At 65.8% G+C, this 16289-nt stretch carries 14 protein-coding genes and 1 pseudogene; 9 read left to right on the forward strand and 6 right to left on the reverse strand.

Features of this window, described 5'->3' with window-relative positions:
- Nucleotides 1–53: 53 nt before the first annotated feature.
- Complete coding sequence (locus tag CSC78_RS13215) at nucleotides 54–605, reverse strand: porin family protein (protein ID WP_162338329.1); 552 nt, start codon at nucleotides 603–605, stop codon at nucleotides 54–56.
- Here CSC78_RS13215 and CSC78_RS13220 point away from each other — a divergent pair.
- The gene (locus CSC78_RS13220; protein ID WP_162338330.1) at nucleotides 604–789 is read left to right on the forward strand and encodes a hypothetical protein; all 186 of its coding nucleotides are present in this window, start codon (nucleotides 604–606) and stop codon (nucleotides 787–789) included. The two genes, CSC78_RS13215 and CSC78_RS13220, sit on opposite strands and share 2 nt — an antisense overlap.
- Here CSC78_RS13220 and CSC78_RS13225 read toward each other — a convergent pair.
- From CSC78_RS13225 to rpmH, 5 genes are all read right to left on the reverse strand, one after another.
- On the reverse strand, nucleotides 776–1765 hold the full coding sequence (locus CSC78_RS13225) for an energy transducer TonB (RefSeq protein WP_162338331.1): 990 nt from the start codon (nucleotides 1763–1765) through the stop codon (nucleotides 776–778). The genes CSC78_RS13220 and CSC78_RS13225 overlap by 14 nt on opposite strands.
- 232 nt (nucleotides 1766–1997) lie before the next feature.
- Nucleotides 1998–3338, reverse strand: coding sequence for a tRNA uridine-5-carboxymethylaminomethyl(34) synthesis GTPase MnmE (mnmE, locus tag CSC78_RS13230; protein ID WP_162338332.1), 1341 nt, complete (start codon nucleotides 3336–3338; stop codon nucleotides 1998–2000).
- An 86-nt stretch (nucleotides 3339–3424) separates the two neighbouring features.
- Nucleotides 3425–5131: a membrane protein insertase YidC gene (yidC, locus tag CSC78_RS13235; RefSeq protein WP_162338333.1), complete on the reverse strand. Its 1707-nt coding sequence runs from the start codon at nucleotides 5129–5131 to the stop codon at nucleotides 3425–3427.
- Nucleotides 5132–5144: 13 nt separating this feature from the next.
- Nucleotides 5145–5585, reverse strand: a complete 441-nt coding sequence (rnpA, locus tag CSC78_RS13240; RefSeq protein WP_162338334.1) for a ribonuclease P protein component — start codon at nucleotides 5583–5585, stop codon at nucleotides 5145–5147.
- 85 nt (nucleotides 5586–5670) lie between these two features.
- Nucleotides 5671–5811 (reverse strand): 50S ribosomal protein L34, encoded by a 141-nt coding sequence (gene rpmH / locus CSC78_RS13245; RefSeq protein ID WP_027083663.1) that lies wholly within the window; start codon nucleotides 5809–5811, stop codon nucleotides 5671–5673.
- A 268-nt stretch (nucleotides 5812–6079) separates the two neighbouring features.
- Here rpmH and dnaA point away from each other — a divergent pair, with 268 nt between their 5' ends.
- From dnaA to CSC78_RS13285, 8 genes and pseudogenes are all read left to right on the forward strand, one after another.
- Nucleotides 6080–7408, forward strand: coding sequence for a chromosomal replication initiator protein DnaA (gene dnaA, locus CSC78_RS13250; RefSeq protein WP_162338335.1), 1329 nt, complete (start codon nucleotides 6080–6082; stop codon nucleotides 7406–7408).
- Between the two features lie 474 nt (nucleotides 7409–7882).
- Nucleotides 7883–8983 carry a DNA polymerase III subunit beta gene (gene dnaN / locus CSC78_RS13255; protein ID WP_162338336.1) on the forward strand — a complete coding sequence of 367 codons (1101 nt, stop codon included), beginning with the start codon at nucleotides 7883–7885 and terminating at the stop codon, nucleotides 8981–8983.
- A gap of 200 nt (nucleotides 8984–9183) precedes the next feature.
- Entirely contained in the window at nucleotides 9184–10290 is a 1107-nt protein-coding gene (gene recF, locus CSC78_RS13260) for a DNA replication/repair protein RecF (protein ID WP_162338337.1), read from the forward strand.
- A 112-nt stretch (nucleotides 10291–10402) separates the two neighbouring features.
- Nucleotides 10403–12868, forward strand: coding sequence for a DNA topoisomerase (ATP-hydrolyzing) subunit B (gene gyrB / locus CSC78_RS13265; protein ID WP_162338338.1), 2466 nt, complete (start codon nucleotides 10403–10405; stop codon nucleotides 12866–12868).
- A gap of 10 nt (nucleotides 12869–12878) precedes the next feature.
- Nucleotides 12879–13712, forward strand: coding sequence for a CPBP family intramembrane glutamic endopeptidase (locus tag CSC78_RS13270; protein WP_162338339.1), 834 nt, complete (start codon nucleotides 12879–12881; stop codon nucleotides 13710–13712).
- 69 nt (nucleotides 13713–13781) lie between these two features.
- Nucleotides 13782–14588, forward strand: a complete 807-nt coding sequence (locus CSC78_RS13275) for a M48 family metallopeptidase (protein WP_162338340.1) — start codon at nucleotides 13782–13784, stop codon at nucleotides 14586–14588.
- A gap of 132 nt (nucleotides 14589–14720) precedes the next feature.
- Nucleotides 14721–15917: a tetratricopeptide repeat protein gene (locus CSC78_RS13280; protein WP_162338341.1), complete on the forward strand. Its 1197-nt coding sequence runs from the start codon at nucleotides 14721–14723 to the stop codon at nucleotides 15915–15917.
- Between the two features lie 159 nt (nucleotides 15918–16076).
- Nucleotides 16077–16289, forward strand: a pseudogene (locus CSC78_RS13285) (energy transducer TonB); the annotation flags it as partial.

Consider the following 16289-nt stretch of genomic DNA (forward strand, 5'->3'; position numbering starts at 1 on the left):
TCTCGATTGCCGCAACGGAAACGGCCACCTCGCGGTGGCCGTTTTTTTTCGCCTCAGAAGCGGTATTCGTAACCCAGCGTCAGCGTCTGCGCGGTGACGTCGGCGTTGAACAGGTCGCCGGTGTTGTAGTCGTAGTTCAGGCTGAGGCCGTTGTTGTGGTCGAAGTCGTAGCCCACGCCCACGCCCACATACGGCTTGGTGGAACGGTCGCGCAGCGACACACCGTCGGCGCTCAGCCTGGTGTTGACGCTCTGCGCACCGGCGCGACCGGCAATGAAGAAGCCGGTGTTGTCGGCGCCGAACGCCTTCTTGCCCACCACGCCCAGGCCCACCGCATCCATGTCGTAGGAAATGCCCTGGATGGAGCGGTCGCCGAGGATCGAGTAGAACCCTTCGACGGCCACGTTCGGGGTGAAGTAGTGGCCGATGCGCAGGCCGTAGACGGTATCGGTGTCGTCGGCGCTCAGGTTGTCGACCTCGACCTTCAGGTCGCTGTGGCCGATCTCCAGGCGTCCGTACCACTGGCCCGCTTCGGTGGCGGCGGCGGTGGACGAGAGGGTGAGGCATGCCAGCGCAACGGCGCCGGCAACAGTGAATCGCTTCATGGAATCCTTCCGTGTTGTTGTGATGTTCGCCCGTCATGCGGGCGGCGGCACAGTAATCGTCGTCCTTGTTCTGGTCCAGCGCTGGCCTTCTATTGTTAGGCGAGATCCCTTACGCAAAAAAGAAACGCCGGCTGCGGCCGGCGTTTCGCATGCCATCCCTGCGACCGCGATCAGCCGGGGCTGAAGCCGATCGTGCGGCGCGTGGTCACCGGCGCATCCACCGGTTCGAAGCGCCAGCGGCGCACGGCATTCAAGGCTTCGCGATCGAACACGCGCGCCGGCGTCGCGCGCACCACGCGGGCGTTGGTGACCGAGCCATCCGTGCCGACCGTGATCTCGACGAGCACCTCGCCCTGGGTCCCCGAGCGCAGGGCTTCCGGCGGGTACCGCGGAGCGGGCGTACTCACCGCGCGCAGGGCCTGCGACGGCGCCGCGGCGGGAGCGGCGGCGCGCGCCGCCGCGGCCTGGCGTTCCGCGGCTTCGCGTTGGGCGGCGGCCTGGCGTTCGGTTTCCTGGCGCGCGGCTTCCGCACGGGCGGCTTCCTGCTGCTGGGCGAGCTGCTGGGCGGCGGCGGCTTCGGTCGCGCGCTGCTGCTCCGCCACCTGCGTCAGTCGCTGCTGTTCCTTCAGGCGAGCATCTTCGGCGGCCTTGGTCTTGGCGGCCTCGTCGGTGACGGCACGCTGCGCGACGGCCTGCTGCGCGGCGGCTATGCTCTGCTGCAGGCGTGGCAACGCCGGGGCCTTGGGATCGGCCTTCTGGATGATCGCCGACAGGCGCTGGGCCTCGGTGAATTCCTCGCGCGCGATGCTCTGCTCGGCGGCGATCAGCGTGTAGGGCATCAGGTCGGTCAGCGCGCTGGTGACGCCCGGGTCGTTCGGCAGCTTGTCGCGCAGGGCCAGGTAGTACTCCATGGCGTTGTCGCCGCCCGGCGCATAGATGCGGTTCTCGCGCAGGGCCTTGGTGGCGGCGTCGCGCAGGCTGTCGGCATCCATGGCCTGGACTTCGGCGGACACGGCCGGCGGCGGTGGTGCGGCAGGCGCGGCCGCGGGGGCGGCGGCAGGCGCAGCGGCTTCGTCCTGCTTGGAACACGCCGCCAGCGCGACGAGCAGCAGCAGCGGTGCGGCGTAGCGCAGGCGCCCGGTGGTCTGGATCAAGGACATCGTTTCAACTCCCCCAAGTACGTTTCTAATGGTGTCGGCACGCCGTCGACCGCGCGTGAGCGCGGCGCCGGGTGTCGCGAATCAGTACGGACCCGCAACCTGCCAGGCCCCGTCCGGGCTGGAATGGCGCGATGCCTTCCGGGTACCCCTACCCGGTCGCCAGAGTACGTCGGCGCATCGTGACCCACACTTGATGTCTGTCACACTTTTGGCGGACTGCGCCGCGACGCGGTCATTTGCCGATGCAGAACGTGGAGAAGATGTGGCCCAGCATGTCGTCCGCGCTCAGGCGACCGGTGATCTCGCCCAGCGCATCGTGGGCCAGGCGGAGTTCCTCGGCCGCCAGTTCCAGCTGTTCGTACCGCAACTGGTCGGTGGCCGTGGTGGCATGCGCCGCGGCGCGACGCAGCGCCTCCACATGGCGGGCGCGCGCCGAGAACTCGCCATCGCCGCCATCGCTGGCGGATCCCGTCGCGAGCGCTCGCAGCCGTACATGCAGGCGGTCGAGGCCGATGCCTTGGGCCGCGGACACGTACACGCGGTCGTCGTCGTCCGGCGGCACGGCGGCCAGCAGGTCGGTCTTGTTGTGGATCCACAGAATGGTGCCCACGCCCTCGATGCCGTCGGCGACCGCCGCACGCCCTGCTTCCGGATCTCGCGCGTCGACGACCGCCAGCGCCACGTCGGCGCGTGCGAGTTCCGCGCGCGCGCGCCGCATGCCCTCGCGTTCGATCGCGTCGCCGCCGTCGCGCAGGCCGGCGGTGTCCACCAGGTGCAGTTCCAGGCCGTCGAGGCGGATCGTTTCCCGCAGCGTGTCGCGCGTGGTGCCCGCGACGTCGGTGACGATGGCGCGGTCGCTGCCGGCCAGCGCATTGAGCAGCGAGCTCTTGCCCGCGTTCGGCGGACCGACGATCACCGCATGCACGCCATCGCGCAGCTTGCGTCCACGTTCGGCATCGGCGATCAGCGCATCCAGGCGTTGCAGCGCGTCCGCCAGGCGCGCGCGCACCTGTTCGCCGCCCAGCGTGTCGATCGATTCGTCGGCGAAGTCGATCGCGGCTTCGACGTGCACGCGCAAGCCCAGCAACGATTGGCCGATGCTGTCGACGCGTTCCGAGAACACGCCGTCGAGCGAGCGTCGTGCCGCCCGTGCCGCGCGGGCATCGGCGGCGGCGATCAGGTCGGCGATGGCCTCGGCCTGGGCGAGGTCGAACTTGTGGTTGAGGAAAGCCCGTTCCGAGAACTCACCGGGACGCGCCATCCGTGCGCCGAGCGCGCAGGCACGCGCGACCAGCTGCTGCAGCACGACGGGACTGCCATGCGCCTGCAGTTCGACGACGTCCTCGCCGGTGAAGCTCGCGGGGCCGGGGAACGACAGCGCGATGCCGTCGTCCAGCGTGTCGCCATCGGCGTCGCGGAAATGGACGTGGTGCGCGCGGCGCGGCGACAGCGCACGCATGCATATCTGCTCCGCCATCGCCTGCGAGCGCGGGCCGGACAGGCGCACGATGCCAACGCCACCGGCGCCGGGTGCGGTGGCGATCGCGACGATGGTGTCGTGGGCTGACGTCATGAGGTAGTGCTCGCAGGAGCTTTTAGCGTAGCGGAAACACGAAGCCCGCCGGAGGGCGGGCTTCGTGGCGTCGCGGTGGGTGCGGATTACTTCGCGACCGCGGTCTTCGGCGGCGTGGCGGATTCGCCGTGGCGCTTGGTCATCCACCACTGCTGCAGCAGGCCCAGCGCGCCGTTGGTGACCCAGTACAGCACCAGGCCCGACGGGAAGAACGCCATCATCACGCCGAACACCAGCGGCATGAACTGCATCATCTTCTGCTGCATCGGATCCATGCCCGGCGCCGGCGTCAGCTTCTGCGTCAGCCACATCACCAGCATGTTGAGCACCGGCAGGATGAAGTAGGGATCGCGCGCGGTCAGGTCCTGGATCCACGCGAACCACGGCGCCTGGCGCAGCTCGACGGTTTCCACCAGCACCCAGTACAGCGCCAGGAACACCGGCATCTGCACGAGGATCGGCAGGCAGCCGCCCATCGGGTTGATCTTCTCCTTCTTGTACAGCTCCATCATGGCGACCTGGAACTTCTGCTTGTCGTCGCCGTAGCGTTCCTTCAGTTGCTGGATGCGCGGCTGGAACTTGCGCATCTTGGCGAAGCTCTTGTACTGCGCCGCCGACAGCGGATACAGCGCCAGCTTCACCAGGATCACCAGGCCGATGATCGACCAGCCCCAGTTGCCGATGAAGCCGTGCAGGAAGTTGAGCACCCAGAACAGGCCCTGGCCCAGCAGCGCGAGAATGGCGAACTGGCTGTAGTCGACGACGCGGTCGATGCCCGGCGCCTTGATCGCATGGATCTTGTCGACCAGCTTCGGGCCCACCCACAGACGCGCGGTGGTGGTGGCCTGCTGGCCGGGGCCGACGTTGACGCCCGGACCCATTTCGCGGATCAGCGCACGCGTGCCGTTGTCCGGATTATCGAGCGAGATCGTGGTGGTGTCGTCGGCCTGCGGAATCCACGCACTGAAGAAGTGGTGCTGCGGAATGGCGATCCAGCCACCCTTCACCTGCGCGTTGACGCGGCCGTCTTCCAGATAGTCCTCGTTGAACTTGCGGCGCTGATAGCTGCCGTCCCACCAGGTGGCGCCGTTGAAGCTGAAGGATTCCGGATTGGTCATGCCGCTCTTGACCTGCGGCGGCGTGCGCAGCAGCTGGCGATAGACCGTGCCCTGCCACGTGCCCGTGCCAGCGTTGACGACCTGGTCGCTTACCTCGATCTCGTAGCTGGCGCGCTTGAAGGTATAGGTGCGGCGGATGGTGACGCCATCCGGACCCTGCCACACGAAGGGCACGCTGACGCTGTCGGCACCCTGCGCCAGGGCCACCTCGCCTGCGCCGTTCTCGGGCACGAACGCATGATGGTCCGGCGCCTTCGATCCACTGCTCACCCAGCCGCTCTCCGCCGCATAGAAATGCTGCGGTTCTTCACTGAAGAGACGGACCGGACCGCTGCCCGGCGTCTTGCTCTGGGGATAGTGGAGCAGGTCGGCCTGCAGCACGCTGCCGCCGTCCAGCACCAGGCTCAGCACGTCGGTATTCACGGTGACGCGCGCGGTCGCGGCGTTCTTCGCGGACGCAGTGGGCATCGGCGCCACCGTCGGCGCGCTGGGGACAGTACCCGATGAGGGCGAGGCCGGCACCACCGCGGCGGGCACGGTGCTGCCGGGCGTCGTGGCCGTCTGCGCGGCAACGGCAGGCGCGGCGGGCGCCGCCTTGTCCTTGTTCCACTCCAGCCACAACAGGGTCGCCACCATCAGCCAGGCGAAGATCAGGAATACACGGGTCTGGTTCATCAGGCAGGCAGTCTCAACCGGCGTCGGAAACCGGTTTGGTCGGAGAAGAAGGAGTGGGAGGCGGCGCGGGGGAATTCAAGCCCGGCGGCATTGTGCCGCCCGGTGCCGGTGCGGGCAATGCGCCAGCGCGCAGCAGCACGCGTTCGAAGGTTGCGCGCAACAGCCCGGAATCGGCCTTCGCCGCGGGCGGACGCGCGACCACGACATAGTCGCCACCGGGCAGCGTGGTGCGCAGGCGACGGAAGTGTTCGCGCAGCTGGCGCTTGATGCGGTTGCGGCCGACCGCCCGCGTATCGACCTTGCGGGACACCGCCAGGCCCAGGCGCGCAGGCCCGTCGCCCGGCAGCCAGTGCAGGCTCATCAACGGATCGGAGGTGCGGCGCGCCTGTTCGAACACGCGCGCATAGTCGGCGCTCGCGCGTACCCGCGCGCTGCGCGGGAATGCCGTGCTCATCTCAGCAAGAAGCCCGCTCGTGAACGGGCGGGCTCCTTTTGATGCAGGGAACGCATGGAAGCATGGCCGCGATGCGGCCAGGCCATCAGGCGGTCAGGCGCTTGCGGCCCTTGGCGCGGCGACGGGCCAGGATCTTGCGACCGTCGGCCGTGGCCATACGGGCACGGAAACCATGGTCGCGCTTGCGCTTGAGGTTGCTGGGTTGGTAAGTGCGCTTGGTGGCCATGGGGCCCTCGGGCGTGTTCGGGTGGAAAGAACCGGAAATTCTATAGGAACCACCAGCTTACGGTCAACTCCCCGCGTGCTTTCGATGTGGATCTCCCCGCAACCGCCTGACCGCGCTGCCGTTCGTCCTGTCATCCACATCTTATGCACAGGATCGTTGGCGGGTCCCGGCACCGGTGGTAGTCTGGCCGACCCCATGGATTCCACCCCGCGCTGCCCCCGGCACTGCGGGATGACCTGTCGCCCCTACACGCGAGTTGTTCCACCTGATGGATGCCTGGCCCCGTTGCCTCGAACGCCTTGAAGCCGAATTTCCGGCCGAGGATGTACACACCTGGCTGAAGCCGCTGCAGGCCGAACAACGCAGCAATGCGATGGTGCTCTACGCGCCCAACGCGTTCATCGTGGAACAGGTACGCGAACGCTACCTCAGCCGTATCCGCGAACTGCTGGACTATTTCGCCGGCCACGGCGACGTGTCGCTGGAAATCGGCTCTCGCAGCAAGCCGGTTGACGCAATAGCAACCGTGTCGCCCTCGACGACCGCCAGCGCCGCCGCGCCGGTCGAGCCGTTCGCCGGCAACATGGACCTGCACTACACCTTCGACAACTTCGTCGAAGGCCGCAGCAATCAGCTCGGTCGCGCCGCCGCCTGGCAGGCCGCGCAGAAACCGGGCGACCGCGCCCACAACCCGCTGCTGCTCTACGGCGGCACCGGCCTGGGCAAGACCCACCTGATGTTCGCCGCCGGCAACGAGATGCGCCGGCAGAATCCGAACGCCCGCGTGCTGTACCTGCGCAGCGAGCAGTTCTTCAGCGCCATGACCAAGGCGCTGATCGAGAAGTCGATGGACCAGTTCAAGCGCCGCTTCCAGCAGGTCGACGCGCTGCTGATCGACGACATCCAGTTCTTCGCCGGCAAGGACCGTACGCAGGAAGAGTTCTTCCACACCTTCAACGCGTTGTTCGACGGCCGCCAGCAGATCATCCTGACCTGCGACCGCTATCCGCGTGAAGTGGAAGGCCTGGAGCCGCGGCTGAAGTCGCGCCTGGCCTGGGGCCTGAGCGTGGCGATCGATCCGCCGGACTTCGAGACGCGCGCGGCGATCGTGCTGGCCAAGGCGCACGAGCGAGGTGCGCAGATCCCCGACGATGTCGCGTTCCTGCTGGCCAAGAAGATGCGCAGCAACGTGCGCGACCTGGAAGGCGCGCTCAACACGCTGGCCGCACGCGCCAACTTCACCGGACGCGCCATCACCACCGAGTTCGCGCAGGAGACCCTGCGCGACCTGCTGCGCGCGCAGCAGCAGGCCATCAGCATCCCCAATATCCAGAAGACCGTGGCAGACTACTACGGTCTGCAAATCAAGGACCTGCTGTCCAAGCGGCGCACGCGTTCACTTGCGCGCCCGCGACAGGTAGCGATGGCCTTGGCCAAGGAACTGACCGAACACAGCCTGCCTGAAATCGGCGACGCGTTTGCCGGCCGTGACCACACGACCGTGCTGCACGCCTGCCGACAGATCCGCACCCTCATGGAGACGGACGGCAAGCTGCGTGAGGACTGGGACAAGCTGATCCGGAAACTCAGCGAGTAAGCCGACCGACCGTATCGGGCCGAGCTATCCGCGAGTCGCCGGACGGTGTTTCACCTCTCCAGGCAAGGCATGTGATGGTGCGGTGCGCGCAGTTCTCATCGCGCCGTGCCTGCGGTGATCATGTACCGGACCAGTAGGGTTCGCAGGTGATCGCAGCGCCATCTCATGTCGCCAGCAGAACCGCGCTGCCCAACCCGGAGCGCACTGTAGGCAAGCGTTTGGGGAAGGGCAACGCATAACATCGTGGGCAACCGGGCGCACGATCTGTGGATAAGATGTGCGTGTTTTCAGCCCTCAAAGTTGTCCACAGGATCCAGCACAGCTACAGCCGACCCTGTCCACCGGGTTGGAAGAAGAAAAAACAAAACAAATTCATGGGGTTAGGTAGGTTTTCCCGGCTTTTCATGCCTACCACCACCACCAGCTTTTAAGCTTTTAGTCTTAAAAATCCAAAGCGAAGGGGCTCCAACACTCATGCGTTTCAGTCTGCAGCGCGAAGCTTTCCTCAAACCCTTGGCCCAGGTGGTCAACGTGGTCGAACGCCGGCAGACGCTGCCGGTCCTGGCGAATTTCCTGGTGCAGGTGCAGAACGGACAGCTCTCGCTGACGGGCACGGACCTGGAAGTCGAGATGATTTCGCGTATCGCGGTCGACGACGCGCAGGACGGTGAGACGACGATTCCTGCCCGCAAGCTGTTCGACATCATTCGCGCCCTGCCCGATGGCAGCAAAGTCACCGTCAGCCAGACGGGCGACAAGGTCACCGTGCAGGCCGGCCGCAGCCGTTTCACGTTGGCCACGCTGCCTGCCAACGATTTCCCGTCGGTGGACGAGGTCGAGGCCACCGAGCGCATCGAAGTGCCGGAAGCGACGCTGAAGGAACTGATCGAGCGCACCTCGTTCGCCATGGCCCAGCAGGACGTGCGCTACTACCTCAACGGCCTGCTGTTCGACCTGAGTGAGCGCACCCTGCGTTGCGTGGCGACCGACGGCCACCGTCTGGCGATGTGCGAGTCGCAGCTGGAAGGTGCTCCCGTGGGCAAGCGGCAGATCATCGTGCCGCGCAAGGGCGTGACCGAGCTGCAGCGCCTGCTGGAAGGCGGCGACCGCGCGTTGGAGCTGGAAGTCGGCCGAAGCCACATCCGGGTGAAGCGCGACGATGTCACTTTCACCTCCAAACTGATCGACGGCCGTTTCCCGGATTACGCGGCGGTGATTCCGATCGGTGCCGATCGCGAAGTGCAGCTGGATCGTGAAGTACTGCGGGCGGCGCTCCAGCGTGCCGCGATCCTGTCGAACGAGAAGTACCGCGGCGTCCGCGTGGAAGTTTCGCCGGGCCAGTTGAAGATCAGTGCCCATAATCCCGAGCAGGAAGAGGCGCAGGAAGAGATCGAGGCCGATACCAAGGTCGACGGTCTGGCGATCGGCTTCAACGTGAACTACCTGCTGGATGCGCTGTCCGCCCTGCGCGACGAGCACATCGTCCTGCAGCTGCGCGACGCCAACTCCTCCGCCCTGGTCCGCGAAGCGAGCAGCGAGAAGTCCCGGCACGTCGTGATGCCGCTGCGTCTCTGACCTGTCTGTTCCACGTGGAACACGATGCATCGCCCGGCTCAGGCCGGGCGATGTCGTTTGGGCTCCACGAGAATCAGGCGGGCCATGGCCCGGGCCACCTCACGCGCTAGAATTTGATCCATGACGCTGCTGGTTCCCTGCCCTTTTCCCGCCCCGGTCCATGACAGCCCGCGCCCCTTGTCCTGCGCGAGGCGTCTCCCATGCAGGTAACCCGACTGGAAGCCAGCGGGCTGCGGCGCTTCCCGCAGGTCTCCCTGATACCGGAAGTCGGGCTCAACCTGATCACCGGTGACAACGGGGCCGGCAAGACCAGCCTGCTGGAAGCCCTGCACCTGATGGCGTATGGCCGGAGCTTCCGGGGACGCGTGCGGGACGGACTGGTGCGGACGGGCGCAGAGGCGGTCGAGGTCTTCGTCGAATGGCGCGAAGCCAGCCAGGGCCGTCATCGCCGGGCCGGCTTGCGGCACAGTGGCCAGGCATGGACGGGCAGGCTGGATGGCGAGAATGTCGCGCAGCTGGGGGATCTCTGTGCCGCCTTGGCCGTCGTCAGCTTCGAGCCTGGCAGCCACGCGCTGGTGACTGGCGGGGGCGAACCGCGCCGCCGATTCATGGATTGGGGCTTGTTCCACGTGGAACAGGGTCGTGAAGGGGGCTTTCTCCCCTTGTGGCGGCGGTACGCGCGCGCGTTGAAACAACGGAACAGCCTACTCAAGGCGGGCATCGCCGGTGCGCAGCTGGATGCGTGGGACCACGAGCTCGCGGAGGCCGGTGAGCCCCTGACCAGCCACCGCCAAGGCTATCTGGACGCGCTCCAAGGCGATCTGGCTGATGTGGTCCGTGAACTTGCCCCGTCGCTCGGGGCTGCCACGCTCCAGTTCCAGCCGGGCTGGCGGCGCCATGAGCTTTCACTGGCGGATGCGTTGCTGCTGTCCCGCGACCGGGATCGTGCCGCCGGCTACACGACGGTCGGGCCACACCGGGCGGACTGGCGTATCGACTACTCCACCCTGCCTCAGCGGGAGACCCTGTCACGCGGCCAGGCCAAGCTGACTGCCCTCTCCTGCCTGCTGGCGCAGGCGCAGGACTTCGCCCGTCGTCGCGGCGAATGGCCGGTCATGGCACTGGACGATCTCGCGTCAGAACTCGACCGGCACCACCAGCGCCGGATCCTGGAGCGCCTGCTGTCCAGCGGCGCGCAGGTCTTTATCACCGGGACGGAGTCCCCGATGGGGCTGGCCGATGCTGGCATCCGTCCAGCGCTGTTCCACGTGGAACAGGGGACGGTCCAGCCAGTCCCGGGTGCCTGAACCCGGGGCTAAGTGCCCACCAGTGCTATAATTCCGCATTGATCCCTTGACCTGCGCATTGCGCCTGCCGACCCGGCGGCGCGGCGCCGGCCTTGCAGCCGACACGAAGCGAATGACCGACGAAACGACCTCTTCAGCACCGAACGGCAACACGTACGACGCCAACAGCATCACCGCCCTGGAAGGTCTGGAAGCGGTCCGCAAGCGCCCCGGCATGTACATCGGCGACGTGCATGACGGCACGGGCCTGCACCACATGGTGTTCGAAGTCGTCGACAACTCGATCGACGAAGCCCTGGCGGGTCATGCCGACCACGTGGCGGTCACGATCCACGCGGATGGTTCGGTCTCGGTGTCCGACAACGGTCGCGGCATCCCGGTCGGCAAGCATGCGCAGATGAGCGCCAAGCTGGGTCGTGAAGTCTCCGCGGCGGAGGTCGTCATGACCGTGCTGCATGCGGGCGGCAAGTTCGACGACAACAGCTACAAGGTGTCCGGCGGCCTGCATGGCGTGGGCGTCAGCGTGGTCAACGCGCTTTCCGAAAAGCTGCAGCTGGACATCTTCCAGGGCGGTTCCCACTACCGGCAGGAATACAGCAACGGCGCTGCGCTCGGTCCGTTGACCCAGGTCGAAAGCACCACCAAGCGCGGCACGACGCTGCGCTTCTGGCCGTCGGTGACCGCCTTCCACGGCAACGTCGAGTTCCACTACGACATCCTGGCCCGCCGCCTGCGCGAACTGTCGTTCCTCAATTCCGGCGTCAAGATCGTGCTGGTCGACGAGCGCGGCGAAGGCCGCCACGACGACTTCCACTACGAGGGCGGCATCCGCAGCTTCGTGGAGCATCTGGCGCACCTCAAGACGCCGCTGCACCCGAACGTGATCGCGGTCAGTGGAGAGCAGAATGGCATCACGGTGGAAGTCGCCCTGCAGTGGACCGACGCCTATCAGGAAACGATGTTCTGCTTCACCAACAACATTCCGCAGAAGGATGGCGGTACCCACCTGATCGGCTTCCGTGCCGCGCTGACGCGCACGCTGACCAATTACATCGAACAGAACGGCATCGCCAAGCAGGCGAAGGTCAATCTGTCCGGCGACGACATGCGTGAAGGCATGATCGCCGTGCTGTCGGTGAAGGTGCCGGACCCGAGCTTCTCGTCGCAGACCAAGGAAAAGCTGGTCAGTTCCGACGTCAGGCCGGTTGTTGAGAGCACGTTCGGTGCACGTTTGGAGGAGTTCCTGCAGGAACACCCCCATGAGGCCCGTGCGATCGCCGGCAAGATCGTCGATGCCGCCCGCGCCCGCGAGGCCGCGCGCAAGGCGCGCGACCTGACCCGCCGCAAGGGTGCGCTGGATATCGCCGGCCTGCCCGGCAAGCTGGCCGACTGCCAGGAGAAGGATCCGGCGCTGTCCGAACTCTTCATCGTCGAGGGCGACTCGGCCGGCGGTTCCGCCAAGCAGGGTCGCAACCGCAAGAACCAGGCGGTGCTGCCGTTGCGCGGCAAGATCCTCAATGTGGAGCGCGCGCGCTTCGACCGCATGCTCGCCTCGGCCGAAGTCGGCACGCTGATCACTGCGCTCGGCACCGGCATCGGCAAGGACGAGTACAACCCGGACAAGCTGCGCTACCACCGCATCATCATCATGACCGACGCCGACGTCGACGGCTCGCACATCCGCACGCTGCTGCTGACGTTCTTCTACCGGCAGATGCCCGAACTCATCGAGCGCGGCCACGTCTATATCGGCCTGCCTCCGCTGTACAAGCTCAAGCAGGGCAAGCAGGAGCTGTATCTGAAGGACGACGCAGCACTCAACGTCTATCTCGCGAACAACGCGGTGGAAGGTGCGTCGCTGATCCCCGCCGATGGCGAACCGCCGATCTCCGGCGAGGCGCTGGAGAAGCTGCTGCTGGTGTTCACCACCGCCCACGACGTGATCGCGCGCAATGCGCACCGCTACGATCCGGTGCTGCTGGAATCGCTGATCGACTTCACGCCGCTCGATGCAGAACACCTGCAGCAGAACATCGACGAGCGCCACGAACTCGATGCGCTGGAAGCCAAGCTCAACCGCGGCAGCCTGGGCAGTGCGCGCTACGCGCTGACGCTGCAGCCCGCCACCGAACAGCGCCCGGCTGCGTTGCTGGCCACGCGCCGGCACATGGGCGAGGAACTGGTACAAGTGTTGTCGCTATCGGTTTTCGAGAGCGGCGAACTGCGTCCGCTGCGCGAAGCGGCCTCCCTCCTGCATGGTCTGGTGCGTGAAGGCGCACAGGTCGTCCGCGGCAACAAGGCGCAGCCCGTCGCCACATTCGCCGATGCGCAGGCGTGGTTGCTGGAAGAAGCCAAGAAGGGTCGCAGCATCCAGCGCTTCAAGGGCCTGGGCGAAATGAATCCGGAACAGCTGTGGGACACTACGGTCAATCCCGACACGCGTCGCCTGCTGCAGGTGCGCATCGAGGACGCGGTCGCCGCCGACCAGATCTTCAGCACGCTGATGGGCGATGTCGTCGAGCCGCGCCGCGAGTTCATCGAAGACAACGCGCTGAAGGTCTCCAACCTCGACATCTGACGCCGCGCGAATGAGCGAGGTGCGCCCCCTGTCCGACGCCGTCGAAGCGAAGCCGGCCGCCCTGCCCTTGCGCAGCGTGCTGCCGGCGTTCGCCCTTGATGTCGTACTCGCGATCACGCTCTCGTTCTCGACGCTGATGCTGGGCCTGGTCGGCTGGGCGGCGTGGCAAGGCATCCGGATCGCGCAGCAGCAAGGAGGAGCGCCGGATGCGCAGGCGTTGCAGGCGCAGCTCGGTACACCGCCCGTCCTCTTCCTGATCGTCACCACACTGGTCAGCACGGGTGGTACGGCCCTGGTGCTGTACGTCTGGCGCCGCCGTGCGACCCCTGTGGAGCGGCGCGAGTCCCATGACCGCCTGCGTCTTCCCGGGACCTGGGGCTGGGCGCTGGGCGCCGGCTTGGCGACGTTCGTTTTCAGCACGGTGATGAGCGCCAGTGGGCGTGCCCTGGGGTTGGATCTCGAACCCAGCAACCTGGACCTGATCCGGGACGGTTTCGCCCGGTTTCCGGTGTTCCTGGCGCTGTTCGCGGTCGTGCTGGCGCCGTTGTACGAGGAACTGCTGTTCCGCCGGGTCCTGTTCGGACGGCTGTGGCAGGCTGGCTGGCCGGTCCTGGGACTGGTCCTCAGCAGCCTGGTCTTCGCGCTGGTCCACGAACTGCCGGGCCTCAATGGCAAGCCGCTGGGCAGCACGGTGTTCCTGATCCTGGTCTACGCCGGCATGGGCGCTATCTTCGCCTGGGTTTACCGCCGGACCGGCACCCTGTGGGCGCCCATCGCCGCCCATATCCTGAACAATGCGATAGCGCTGGCTGTCCTGCAGGTTTACGGCGGCGCGCCGGTCTAATGTGATTGACGAAAGTTTAAGACGCGCTTGCCCAGACTCGGGTGTCACGCAATGTCGCAGGGGGCGAGCATGAAACTCCGTATCCTCGGAACCGCCATGGTGCTGGGCCTGACGGCCTGCGCTACCACCACCTCGCCCACTGGGCGCACCCAGATGGTGGGCGGCGTGTCGCAGGCGCAATTGGACCAGTTGGGCGCACAGGCGTTCGCCGAAACCAAGGCGAAGGAAACCCTCAACCGGGACGCGAAACAGAACGCCTACGTCACCTGCGTGGTCAATGCGCTGGTACGTCAGCTTCCGCCGGAGCAGCGCAGCGTCGCCTGGGAGACCGCCGTCTTCACCGACAAGGAACCCAACGCGTTCGCCTTGCCGGGAGGCAAGGTAGGCGTGAACACCGGCATCTTCACCGTCGCCAAGAATCAGGATCAGCTGGCCGCGGTATTGGGGCACGAGATCGGTCACGTGATCGCTCGGCACCATGAGGAGCGCATCACCCGCCAGATGGGAGCGCAGGCGGGCTTGGGCGTCTTGGGCGCGTTGGCAGGCGCCCGATATGGCGATGGCGCGGCCAGCACGGTCAACCAGCTGGGCGGTATGACGGCGCAGGCCGCCTTCCTGCTGCCGGGCTCCCGCACCCAGGAAAGCGAAGCCGACGTCGTCGGCCAGCGGCTGATGGCGCAGGCCGGTTTCGATCCCCGCCAGGCCGTCGGACTCTGGCAGAACATGATGGCCGCCAGCGGCGGGCGCTCACCGCAATGGCTCTCGACGCACCCCGATCCCGCGAACCGCATCCGCGAACTGGAGCGCGACGCCCCTTCCCTCGTACCCACCTACGAGGCGGCCAGGAAGGCCGGAAACGCACCGAAGTGCGGCTGACACACGCCACGGTATTGCTGCTTAGCAACATCTGAAACGGTATCCGCCGCCACTGGCTTTCTGTTAGTTTTGCCGGCCCTACACGTCGGCGGGATGTCGTGTCATCTCCCGCAAGGCCCCATGAGGTTAGACATGAAGCTTCGTAATCCCAAGACCACTCTCCTCAGTCTCGCGCTGCTTGCCACCTTCGGTGGAGGGCTCGTGGCGGATGCCGCGGCTGTCGAGCGCCCGGAGGATCGCAACGCGCGTCGCAGCCAGCAGAAGTCTGGCAAGGAAGAGGTGCGTTTTCCCGACGCCACGCGAGAGGAGCCGAAACTCAAGTCTTCCTCGAAGATGCAGGGGAAGCTGAGCAAGCTCTACAAGGCTTATGAAAAAGAAGACAACGATGCTGAAGTGCTGGCGCTGGCCAAGGAAGTCCTGGCAGACACCAACGCCAATGAATATGACAAGGGTGTAGCGGCCCAGCTTGCCGCCCAAGCGGCGTACAACCAGGATGACCTGGCGGGAGCGACGGAATACCTCAAGCAGCTGCTGGCGCTCAATTCGCTAAGCAACAACAATCATTACCAGTCCATGTTGATGCTGGCGCAGATCCACCTGCAGCAGGATCAGTTCCAGGAAGGTATCACCACCCTGGATCGCTACTTCGCAGAAACCAAGTCGTCCAAGCCGGAAGAGTTGATCCAGAAAGGCCAAGCGCTCTACATGATGGAAAAGTATGCGGAGGCCATTCCGGTTCTCAAGCAGGCCATCGAGACCAGCCCGGAACCCAAGGACAACTGGTACGGACTCCTGCTCGCTTCCTATACCGAGGCCGGCCAGACAGCCGAGGCAGTCAAGCTTGCCGAGCAACAGGCAACCAAGAATCCTGCCGACAAGAAGTCGCAGATGAACCTGGTGGCCACGTATCAGCAGTCGGACCAGTTCGACAAGGCTGCCAGCATCCTCGAGAAGCTGCGCGCCGAGGGTCAACTGACCGATGAGAAGGAATATCGCCAGTTGTACGTCACCTACGCCAACATGGAAGGAAAGGAAAAGGAAGTGATCTCGGTGGTCAACGAGGGCATGCAGAAAGGTCTTCTGAAGCCGGATCACCAGACCTACCTTGCGTTGGCACAGGCGTACTACTATTCCGAGCAGATTCCGCAGGCGATCGAAGCGTGGCAGAAGGCGGCCCCGCTCTCCAAGGATGGCGAGACCTACCTCAACCTAGCACGCGTGTTCTGGCAGGAAGGCCGTATCCCCGAAGCCAAGACCGCCGCGCGGGCCGCGCTGGAGAAGGGATTGAAGAAGCCGGAAGACGCGAAGAAGATCATCGCGCTGCCGTAACGGGAGCCGCTGACACCGAAGGCCAAAAAAGCGGTTTGGATGATGGCATCGGGGCGTCGGATTGGTATAAGCTGGGGATTCCGCCGATGAAAACCATCGGCAGGATCCAGAATCAACGAGGCGCCCCGGCGCCCGTATCAACCTTGAGTTAATTGGCGCATGGCTGAACAACTGGTCATCAACAGGTACCGGGAACAGGAAGAGGACAACAGCCTCAACTGGCCGCGTATCATCGGTATTGCCTTCGTGATCGCGCTGCACGCGGCAGCGCTGCTTGCGCTGCTGATCCCGGCGGTCGCTCCGCCTGCGGAAAAGGAAAAGGAACGCCGGACGTCGGTCGTCATCGTTGACGCACCGCCTCCGCCGCCTCCC

The organism is Pseudoxanthomonas japonensis (assembly GCF_010093445.1).
In the GTDB taxonomy this organism is placed as follows: domain Bacteria; phylum Pseudomonadota; class Gammaproteobacteria; order Xanthomonadales; family Xanthomonadaceae; genus Pseudoxanthomonas_A; species Pseudoxanthomonas_A japonensis.

Excerpts from the sequence above, each read along its gene's own strand:
- rnpA (WP_162338334.1), bottom strand. The coding sequence starts at position 5,585 with ATGAGCACGGCATTCCCGCGCAGCGCGCGGGTACGCGCGAGCGCCGAC.
- CSC78_RS13215 (WP_162338329.1), bottom strand. The coding sequence starts at position 605 with ATGAAGCGATTCACTGTTGCCGGCGCCGTTGCGCTGGCATGCCTCACC.
- CSC78_RS13275 (WP_162338340.1), top strand. The coding sequence starts at position 13,782 with ATGAAACTCCGTATCCTCGGAACCGCCATGGTGCTGGGCCTGACGGCC.
- CSC78_RS13220 (WP_162338330.1), top strand. The coding sequence starts at position 604 with ATGGAATCCTTCCGTGTTGTTGTGATGTTCGCCCGTCATGCGGGCGGC.
- recF (WP_162338337.1), top strand. The coding sequence starts at position 9,184 with ATGCAGGTAACCCGACTGGAAGCCAGCGGGCTGCGGCGCTTCCCGCAG.
- CSC78_RS13280 (WP_162338341.1), top strand. The coding sequence starts at position 14,721 with ATGAAGCTTCGTAATCCCAAGACCACTCTCCTCAGTCTCGCGCTGCTT.
- gyrB (WP_162338338.1), top strand. The coding sequence starts at position 10,403 with ATGACCGACGAAACGACCTCTTCAGCACCGAACGGCAACACGTACGAC.
- mnmE (WP_162338332.1), bottom strand. The coding sequence starts at position 3,338 with ATGACGTCAGCCCACGACACCATCGTCGCGATCGCCACCGCACCCGGC.
- rpmH (WP_027083663.1), bottom strand. The coding sequence starts at position 5,811 with ATGGCCACCAAGCGCACTTACCAACCCAGCAACCTCAAGCGCAAGCGC.
- CSC78_RS13270 (WP_162338339.1), top strand. The coding sequence starts at position 12,879 with ATGAGCGAGGTGCGCCCCCTGTCCGACGCCGTCGAAGCGAAGCCGGCC.
- yidC (WP_162338333.1), bottom strand. The coding sequence starts at position 5,131 with ATGAACCAGACCCGTGTATTCCTGATCTTCGCCTGGCTGATGGTGGCG.
- dnaA (WP_162338335.1), top strand. The coding sequence starts at position 6,080 with ATGGATGCCTGGCCCCGTTGCCTCGAACGCCTTGAAGCCGAATTTCCG.
- CSC78_RS13225 (WP_162338331.1), bottom strand. The coding sequence starts at position 1,765 with ATGTCCTTGATCCAGACCACCGGGCGCCTGCGCTACGCCGCACCGCTG.
- dnaN (WP_162338336.1), top strand. The coding sequence starts at position 7,883 with ATGCGTTTCAGTCTGCAGCGCGAAGCTTTCCTCAAACCCTTGGCCCAG.